We start from the raw sequence: 8,076 nt of genomic DNA, 5'->3' as shown, positions 1-8,076 counted from the left end.
ACGTCAAAGGAGCAAGCTCCTTCTTCGTCCGCTCGACTTGCATGTATTAGGCACGCCGCCAGCGTTCGTCCTGAGCCAGGATCAAACTCTCCATAAAAGAGAAATTTGAATAGCTCAAATCTCATTGCCGGCATCATATTTTGGTATGATGTCCAAAATTGTCTTACTTTATTGATTACGCTTTGTTTGTTCAGTTTTCAAGGTTCATGTTTTAGTTGCTTATCAACAGCAACTTTTATATCTTATCGCATACTGCATTTATTGTCAACATCTTTTTTCGTTTTAATTTAACGATGTTTCACTATTTCGAATAGTTTAAGAGTTTTTCAAATACGTCTTAGCGACATATAATAATTTAACATATTAAATCCACATACGCAAGTATTTTTTATGAAAAATCACTTTTAAAGAATAATAAATACTAAAGGAGATTTTTCATGCATTTTCAAGCATCTACATTCTCTACTCCTTACGAAATAGTAAATTATTTGTCTACTATACAACTCTTTTACACATATCTCAACCGAAAAACCTATGAATCACTATAAATATCTTCTCATACTCCCATTATTTACTCACTCTAATTTAAAAATTTATGCTTGTTTCCTTCATATAAACAACAGGAGTCAATATGTCTCTTTCACATATTAACTCCTGTCTAATATATCCCTGTACCTTGCTTTACTTATTTTGTTATATGACGCATTGTTGGGAATAGTAAAATATCACGAATAGATGGTGCATTTGTTAATAGCATTACTAAACGGTCAATACCAATACCTAGACCACCTGTTGGCGGCATACCGTATTCTAGCGCTTCGATGAAATCATTGTCCATTTCATGTGCTTCATCATTACCCGCTGCTTTTTCAGCCATTTGTGCTTCAAAGCGTTCACGTTGGTCAATTGGATCATTTAATTCTGTAAAAGCATTCGCATGTTCACGACGCACAATAAATAGCTCGAAACGGTCCGTGAAGCGTGGATCTTCTGGATTTTTCTTTGCTAATGGCGAAATCTCCACTGGATGACCTGTAATAAATGTAGGTTGTACTAATGTTTCTTCAATTTTTTGCTCAAAGAATTCATTAATAATATGTCCTACTTCATGTGTATCTTTAATTTCTACACCATGCTCCGCTGCATATGCACGTGCTTGTTCTACTGTCATTGGTTGCCAGAAGTCTACACCTGTAGCCTCTTTTACAGCATCAACCATATGCATACGTTTCCAGCCCACAGCTAACTCAATTGTGTCTTCGCCGTATTGGATGGTTGTTGTACCGAGTACTTCCTGTGCCACATGTGCAATTAGGTTTTCAGTTAAATCCATAATATCCTTATAATCTGCATATGCTTCATACAATTCAATCATCGTAAATTCTGGATTATGACGTGTTGAAATCCCTTCATTACGGAATACGCGTCCAATTTCATAAACTTTCTCTAAACCACCAACAATTAAACGTTTTAAATGTAGCTCAATCGCAATACGCATATACAATTCCATATCAAGTGCATTATGGTGTGTAATGAATGGACGTGCCGCTGCTCCACCTGCAATTGTGTGTAGCATTGGTGTTTCTACTTCCAAATAGCCATGGTTATCTAAATAATTACGGATAGCACGGATAATTTTAGAGCGTGCAATAAAAGTTTCCTTGCTATCTGCATTTGTCATTAAGTCTAAATAACGTTGACGATAGCGTTGTTCAACATCCTGTAAGCCGTGGTACTTCTCTGGCATTGGACGTAAAGCCTTTGTAAGAAACGTAAATTCCTCTGCTTTAACAGAAAGCTCTCCTACTTGTGTACGGAATACATTCCCACGTACACCTACAATATCACCAAGATCCGCTTGCTTAAACAATTCATATGCTTCGTCACCGACATGATCTTGACGTACATAAATTTGAATTTGACCGCCTAAGTCTTGGATATGTGCAAAGCCAGCTTTACCCTTACCACGTTTTGTCATAATACGGCCTGCAACTACAACCTCTTGTAAGTTTTCCTCTAGTTGCTCTTTTGTTTGCTCCTCAAATTGCTCTAATACCTGTGTTGATAAATGTGTACGTTCAAAACGACTACCGAATGGGTCAAGTCCATTTTCTCGAATTGTCGCCATTTTCTCACGTCTTACCAGCAATTGATCATTTAATTCTTCTATATTTGACACTTGTTTCACTCCTTAGTAACTTGTCCGCGTTCAACGTCCATAATATTTCTATTGTACACAATTTTAAAATACTATTCATCTGTTTCAATGAAAATAAGCGTCTCTTAATTAAAACTTCGAGACGCTTTCTACTCTAAATTAAACAATTAATTCCTCTACTTCAGGCACTGCCTCTTCTACAAGCCCATTTAATAATGCACGAAGTTCTACCGCTGTTTCAGTTTGGTTGATGGCGTTACGTACTTTTCCATTACCACGTACACCTTTTAAGTACCATGAAGCATGTTTACGCATTTCACGAACGGCTACTTTTTCACCCTTTAGTTGAATTAAACGCTCAAAGTGTAATAAGCAAACATCCATTTTCTCACGTACACTTGGCTCTTCCTTCAATTCACCTGTTTCTAAATAATGCACTGTACGATAAATCATCCATGGATTACCTAAGGCTGCACGTCCAATCATCACTGCATCAACGCCTGTTGTATCCAGCATTCGTTTGGCATCTTGAGGTGTTTCCACATCACCATTACCAAGTACAGGAATATTGACGTTTTCCTTCACTTGACGAATGATATCCCAATTCGCCTTGCCTTCATACATTTGAACGCGTGTACGTCCATGTACAGCAACTGCGGCTGCACCTGCACGTTCGACTGCTTGAGCATTTTCTACCGCAAAAACATGCTCATCATCCCAGCCAATACGCATTTTCACACTTACAGGCTTTTTCACAGCATCTACTACAGACGCTACCATCTCGTATACTTTATCAGGATTTAATAATAAACGAGCCCCTGCTTCACATTTAATAATCTTATTTACTGGACAGCCCATATTAATATCAATAATATCTGCCGTTGTATTTTTATCTACATATTGCGCTGCTTCTACTAGCGTTTCTTTGTCTCCACCAAAAATTTGTAAAGACAGTGGATTTTCACGCTCATCAATATACAGCATACCTAATGTCTTTTCATTACGCTGTACGATGCCTTTATCACTAATCATTTCAGCATAAACAAGCCCTGCACCGAACTCTTTCACGGTTAGACGAAAGGCCGAATTACAAATACCAGCCATAGGTGCTAATACGACACGGTTGTCCATAACAATATCGGCTATTTGAAATGGCTTCTTTGTAGGTTGCTCCAACAGAAGTTCCTCCTTTTTTGATTTTTGTATAATTAAACGACTTTCACGCCTTCCACCAATGCGACTCCTTCATTTTCACAATCCATCTGTTGCAAAAGATGATGGGCCTGCTGTAATTGTGAGCCAACTGGTGACGGCGTTATTTCCGCTAATGGTACTAACACGAAAGCTCGTTCATACATTCTCGGATGAGGTACGATTAAACTCTCCGTTTCAATATTCTCATGATTATAGAGCAAAATGTCAAGGTCAATGATTCGAGGCCCCCATCTGAATTCACGTACACGTCCTAATTCTTGTTCAATTTTTTGACAAATAAGTAGTGTGTCTTCAGATGAATGATTCGTTTGTACATGTACGGCAATATTAAAAAAATTTGCTTGCTCTGTATAACCAACAGCAGCCGTTTCATAGACCGAGGACACACGCACAACATCCACTTTCTCTTTCAAAAGATTGACAGCTTGTTGTAGATTGTCCATACGTTCACCTATATTTGTGCCAATCGATAAATAAACATCATTCATCATGAAAAGTCACCTCGTGTCACTTCAACAGAAACTTCCTTATAATAGCCATGAATCGGTGGATCAGGCTTAATTAATTCCACACGTACACCTTTTACCTTATCTGCATAGGTTGTTAAAACTGCATTGGCAACTTTCACAGCAAGTGCTTCAATTAGCTTCAATGGTTCACCTTCCACGATGTCACGACATAGCGCATACACTTCCGCATAATTAACCGTGTATGTTAAATCATCCGTTTCACCAGCCTGTGTCATATCCACCGCCAGTGATACATTTGCACGAAATCGTTGACCAAGTGTTGTTTCCGCAGCAAGTACACCATGATAACCGTAAAACTGCATATCTTTTAAATGAATATAATCCATCATACTTCCTCCTTGTAAATGCGCTTCCCAGCTAACACATCTGCCATTTGTGTTGCACGAGCCATTTCCTTTACATCATGCACACGAATCATATGACAGCCTTTTTCAATCCCATAAATAACTGTCGCCATCGTCCCTTCAAGACGTTCCTCGACTGGTAATTTGAGTACATTGCCAATCATAGATTTACGAGAAGTAGCCAATAAAACAGGATACCCCATCGCTACTAAGTCCGTTAAATGCCGCATCATTTCAATATTTTGTGTTGTCGTTTTCGCAAAACCAATCCCTGGATCGAGGATGATATGCTGCGCTGGCACACCCTTCTTTTTCGCAATAGCAATACTTTCTTCTAAATCAGCCTTCACTGTTGTCCAAAAATCCGTTCCATAGTCCATATTTTCACGATTATGCATTAAAATAATCGGCACATGTAATTCTGCAGCAACTTGCGCTATTTTAGGTTCGGCTTTTGCTCCCCATACATCATTAATCATATGTGCACCCGCCTTAATAGCTGCACGTGCCACATTCGCCTTATAGGTATCAATCGAAATAATCGCTGGAATCGCTGCTGCAAGTGCTTGAATAACAGGTACAACACGTGCAATTTCCTCTTCCTCAGATACTTGCTTATGACCAGGACGTGTAGACTCGCCACCTACATCAATAATTTTTGCACCATCCGCTACCATTTTCTTCGCCTGTGCAACTGCGGCTTCTATGGAATTGAACTTCCCACCATCCGAAAATGAATCAGGTGTCACATTTAAAATACCCATAATGATTGTTTCTTTTGTGTAATCTAATGTGATGCCATTGATTGTTAATGGTGTTGTATAATTTTCTAACATACTGATACTCCTTTTATCCAATACGAATGGAAGATTCACTTTATGCCTCGCTCTACCTCATCTATATAGGCTGCATGTAAACGTGCATATATCGGTCCTTCATTACCTAAAAATTGAGTGGATGCTAATTGTCGAATAGGTACGAGCTCTTGCACCGAATTCGTAATAAAACATTCCACACTTTGCTCCACATCCTGTTTTGTATAAAGTCCCTCTCTTACCTCAATACCAAAAGAAGAGGCTCGCTCGATTACCCATGCACGAATAATACCAGGTAAAATCCCTGTCTCTATGGATGACGTATAAAGAACATTGTCTTTCACCCAAAAAATATTGGATGTAATGCCTTCTGCTACATAGCCTGCTTCTGTCAGAAAAAAGCCTTCCTGCTGTGCTAAAGACGGCATTTCAAAACGTCCTAACACATTATTACCGTAATGATGCGACTTAACACGTATACCTTTTTCAGGTGTGTTACGAGCTGTTTCTAACCATTGAGCTAATTTCTCTGTACCACGTGATGGATTGTGAAGTTCTTTACGGAAAATAATCACATTTGGCTCTCGATATTCAGTCGGCTGTAAACCAATTGGGTGCTCTCCAGCAGACACATTTAAACGGAAATAACCATCTTGCCCAGCATTCAACCGCTCAATCACTTGTAACAACACAGCTTCTGAATAGGGCATACGAATACGATACTGTGTCAATGCCTGTTGTAGTCTCTCCATATGTACCTGCCAAGCAAATACGTGCCCATTGTAAGTTCTAAACGTCTCAAAAAATCCTAAACCATAGAGAAAGCCATGATCGAAGGGGGAAATACGCAAATCCTGTGCTGCAACATATTGTCCATTTATCCAGCTCTGCATACTATTTTCCTCCATCCACATACAATTCGATAAATTGACGTAGCAACTTTTTCCCTTGCTCCGTCATAATGGACTCAGGGTGATACTGTACACCTTCAATTGGATACTCTTTATGGCGAATCCCCATAATTTCACCTTCCGCTGTCCAAGATGTGATATCAAAGCATTCTGGTAATGTTTCTTTTTCTACTATTAGAGAATGATACCTTGTTGCTGCAAATGGATTTGGCATCCCTCTGTGTAAACCCATTTCCGCATGTAAGACTGGTGATGTTTTTCCATGCATTAAACGCTCTGCACGAATGACATTGCCACCAAACACTTGTGCAATCGCTTGGTGTCCAAGACAGACGCCTAAAATCGGAATATTTCCCGCGAAATATTTAATAATTGCTAGGCTCTCTCCAGCCTCATTTGGACTGCATGGTCCTGGCGAAATAACAATCATATCAGGTGCAAGCTGCTCAATCTCCTCTATCGTTATCGTATCATTACGTTTTACTACCAACTCATGTCCAAATTCGCCAAAATATTGAACAAGATTGTATGCAAAAGAATCATAGTTATCAATCATTAAAATCATTTTGCTCGCTCCTCTGCCATTGCTTTCGCCTGCCACATTGCCTTCGCTTTATTCAACGATTCTTGATATTCCTTTGCTGGTACAGAATCAATAACAATACCAGCGCCAGCTTGAATATGAGCGATGCTATCTTTCACAAAGGCTGTACGAATCACAATGTTCAATTCCATATCACCTGTATAACCTAGCCAACCAATCGAACCCGTATATAAACCACGTCTCACAGGCTCTAGCTCCTCGATAATTTCCATTGTACGAATTTTAGGTGCACCTGTAATTGTGCCACCTGGGAACATTGCACGAATCACATCTGCATTTGTTTTGCCTGCTGCGACTTCACCTCTTACATTGGACACAATGTGCATAACATGTGAATAACGTTCAATCACCATAAATTCATCCACTTCCACTGTGCCATATGCTGAAACACGCCCTAAATCATTGCGCTCCAAATCCACAAGCATGACATGTTCTGCTCGTTCCTTGTCATTATCGATTAACTCCTGTGCCAACGCTAAATCCTCCGCCTCGGATTTTCCACGTGGACGTGTACCTGCAATCGGTCTTGTTGACAACTCATTGCCATGACGCTTTACTAATAGCTCTGGTGAACCTGAAACAACTGCAAAATCGGGTGCTTCAATATATGCCATATATGGGGATGGATTAAATGTGCGCAGTGCCTCATACAGGTCCATCGCTGTTGCCTGTAATTGCTTGGATTGGCGAACAGATAAATTTACTTGGAATACATCTCCCTGTGCAATGTACTCTTGAATTTTTATGACAGCTGCCTCAAAATCTGTTCCTGCAAAGGACACATGTAGCTCATTTTCATCATTAACAATTTCTACTGCATCAGTCTGTTCAAATTTTCTAGTTTGTAAGCCAGCCTTTGCAGCCTCTTGCCACTCCTGTGCCCATTCCTCTAAATTTTGCTCACTACTAGCTAGCTTCATCAATGTCACTTCATCTGTTTTAACATCTCGAACAGCCCAGCAATCAAATAAATAGAAATAAATATCAGGCACTTGTAAATCGTCTACTGCCACAGTCGGCAATGTCTCAATTTGTCTCGCATAGTCATACGAGACGAAGCCCATTGCTCCTCCTTGAAAAGTAGGAAGTTTGGCATCATGAGGCAGTTGATAATTGGCTACTAAGCGTTCCAATAAATCGAGTGGCTCTCCCTGTAGTAGTTCCGACTCTCCATTACGCCATTCAATCAGCAATCCCTCTTCAACGGATTGTGCAGTAGCAAATGGGTTCCAAGCAGCCATCGTCAAATGCCCACCACGGCCACTTTCTAAAAATATATGTCGTTGTTCATTCTTTGTTTGTTGCTGATAACTATAAAAAAAAGCTTCTGCATCCATTGTCATTGTTTTCGTCAATAATGTACTCAAGTTGCCATTCCCCTTTAAATCATGTGATGTGATTCCATCTTAACGTGAATCACCTATAGAAGTGAATATTTTTATCAAAAAAATAGACATCCATGATAAAAACCATGGATGCCCTAAAAAATCAAATTTTTA

General features: G+C 39.5%; 8 protein-coding genes and 1 rRNA gene. All 9 read right to left on the bottom strand.

All coding sequences use genetic code 11. From position 1 onward, the window contains the following. Nucleotides 1–97 (bottom strand): 16S ribosomal RNA (locus OPF91_RS18110); the annotation flags it as partial. Nucleotides 98–685: 588 nt separating this feature from the next. Further along, entirely contained in the window at nucleotides 686–2,188 is a 1,503-nt protein-coding gene (gene lysS, locus OPF91_RS18105; RefSeq protein WP_264990337.1) for a lysine--tRNA ligase, read from the bottom strand. Between the two features lie 129 nt (nucleotides 2,189–2,317). Next, nucleotides 2,318–3,334: a tRNA dihydrouridine synthase DusB gene (dusB, locus tag OPF91_RS18100; protein WP_264990336.1), complete on the bottom strand. Its 1,017-nt coding sequence runs from the start codon at nucleotides 3,332–3,334 to the stop codon at nucleotides 2,318–2,320. Nucleotides 3,335–3,366: 32 nt separating this feature from the next. Then, a complete protein-coding gene (gene folK, locus OPF91_RS18095) occupies nucleotides 3,367–3,864 on the bottom strand; it encodes a 2-amino-4-hydroxy-6-hydroxymethyldihydropteridine diphosphokinase (RefSeq protein ID WP_264990335.1) in 498 nt (165 codons plus the stop codon). Next, nucleotides 3,861–4,229, bottom strand: a complete 369-nt coding sequence (gene folB / locus OPF91_RS18090) for a dihydroneopterin aldolase (protein WP_264990334.1) — start codon at nucleotides 4,227–4,229, stop codon at nucleotides 3,861–3,863. The genes folK and folB overlap by 4 nt, the downstream gene beginning before the upstream one ends. Further along, on the bottom strand, nucleotides 4,229–5,083 hold the full coding sequence (gene folP, locus OPF91_RS18085; protein WP_264990333.1) for a dihydropteroate synthase: 855 nt from the start codon (nucleotides 5,081–5,083) through the stop codon (nucleotides 4,229–4,231). Before folP ends, folB begins: the two co-directional genes overlap by 1 nt. Nucleotides 5,084–5,118: 35 nt before the next feature. Then, complete coding sequence (gene pabC / locus OPF91_RS18080; protein WP_264990332.1) at nucleotides 5,119–5,955, bottom strand: aminodeoxychorismate lyase; 837 nt, start codon at nucleotides 5,953–5,955, stop codon at nucleotides 5,119–5,121. 1 nt (nucleotide 5,956) lies between these two features. Next, a complete protein-coding gene (gene pabA / locus OPF91_RS18075) occupies nucleotides 5,957–6,538 on the bottom strand; it encodes an aminodeoxychorismate/anthranilate synthase component II (RefSeq protein ID WP_264990331.1) in 582 nt (193 codons plus the stop codon). Continuing rightward, the gene (gene pabB, locus OPF91_RS18070; RefSeq protein ID WP_373877070.1) at nucleotides 6,535–7,944 is read right to left on the bottom strand and encodes an aminodeoxychorismate synthase, component I; all 1,410 of its coding nucleotides are present in this window, start codon (nucleotides 7,942–7,944) and stop codon (nucleotides 6,535–6,537) included. The genes pabA and pabB overlap by 4 nt, the downstream gene beginning before the upstream one ends. Nucleotides 7,945–8,076: the final 132 nt, after the last annotated feature.

Origin of the sequence: Lysinibacillus piscis (genome assembly GCF_026012395.1) — a bacterium.
Taxonomy (GTDB): Bacteria; Bacillota; Bacilli; order Bacillales_A; family Planococcaceae; genus Lysinibacillus; species Lysinibacillus piscis.
Note: the sequence above shows the minus strand (reverse complement) of the source record. Positions and strands in the feature narration are given on the sequence as shown.

Bases quoted from the DNA above. Each gene is read 5' to 3' on its own strand.
- folK (WP_264990335.1), bottom strand. From the start codon at position 3,864: ATGATGAATGATGTTTATTTATCGATTGGCACAAATATAGGTGAACGT.
- folB (WP_264990334.1), bottom strand. From the start codon at position 4,229: ATGGATTATATTCATTTAAAAGATATGCAGTTTTACGGTTATCATGGT.
- folP (WP_264990333.1), bottom strand. From the start codon at position 5,083: ATGTTAGAAAATTATACAACACCATTAACAATCAATGGCATCACATTA.
- pabC (WP_264990332.1), bottom strand. From the start codon at position 5,955: ATGCAGAGCTGGATAAATGGACAATATGTTGCAGCACAGGATTTGCGT.
- pabA (WP_264990331.1), bottom strand. From the start codon at position 6,538: ATGATTTTAATGATTGATAACTATGATTCTTTTGCATACAATCTTGTT.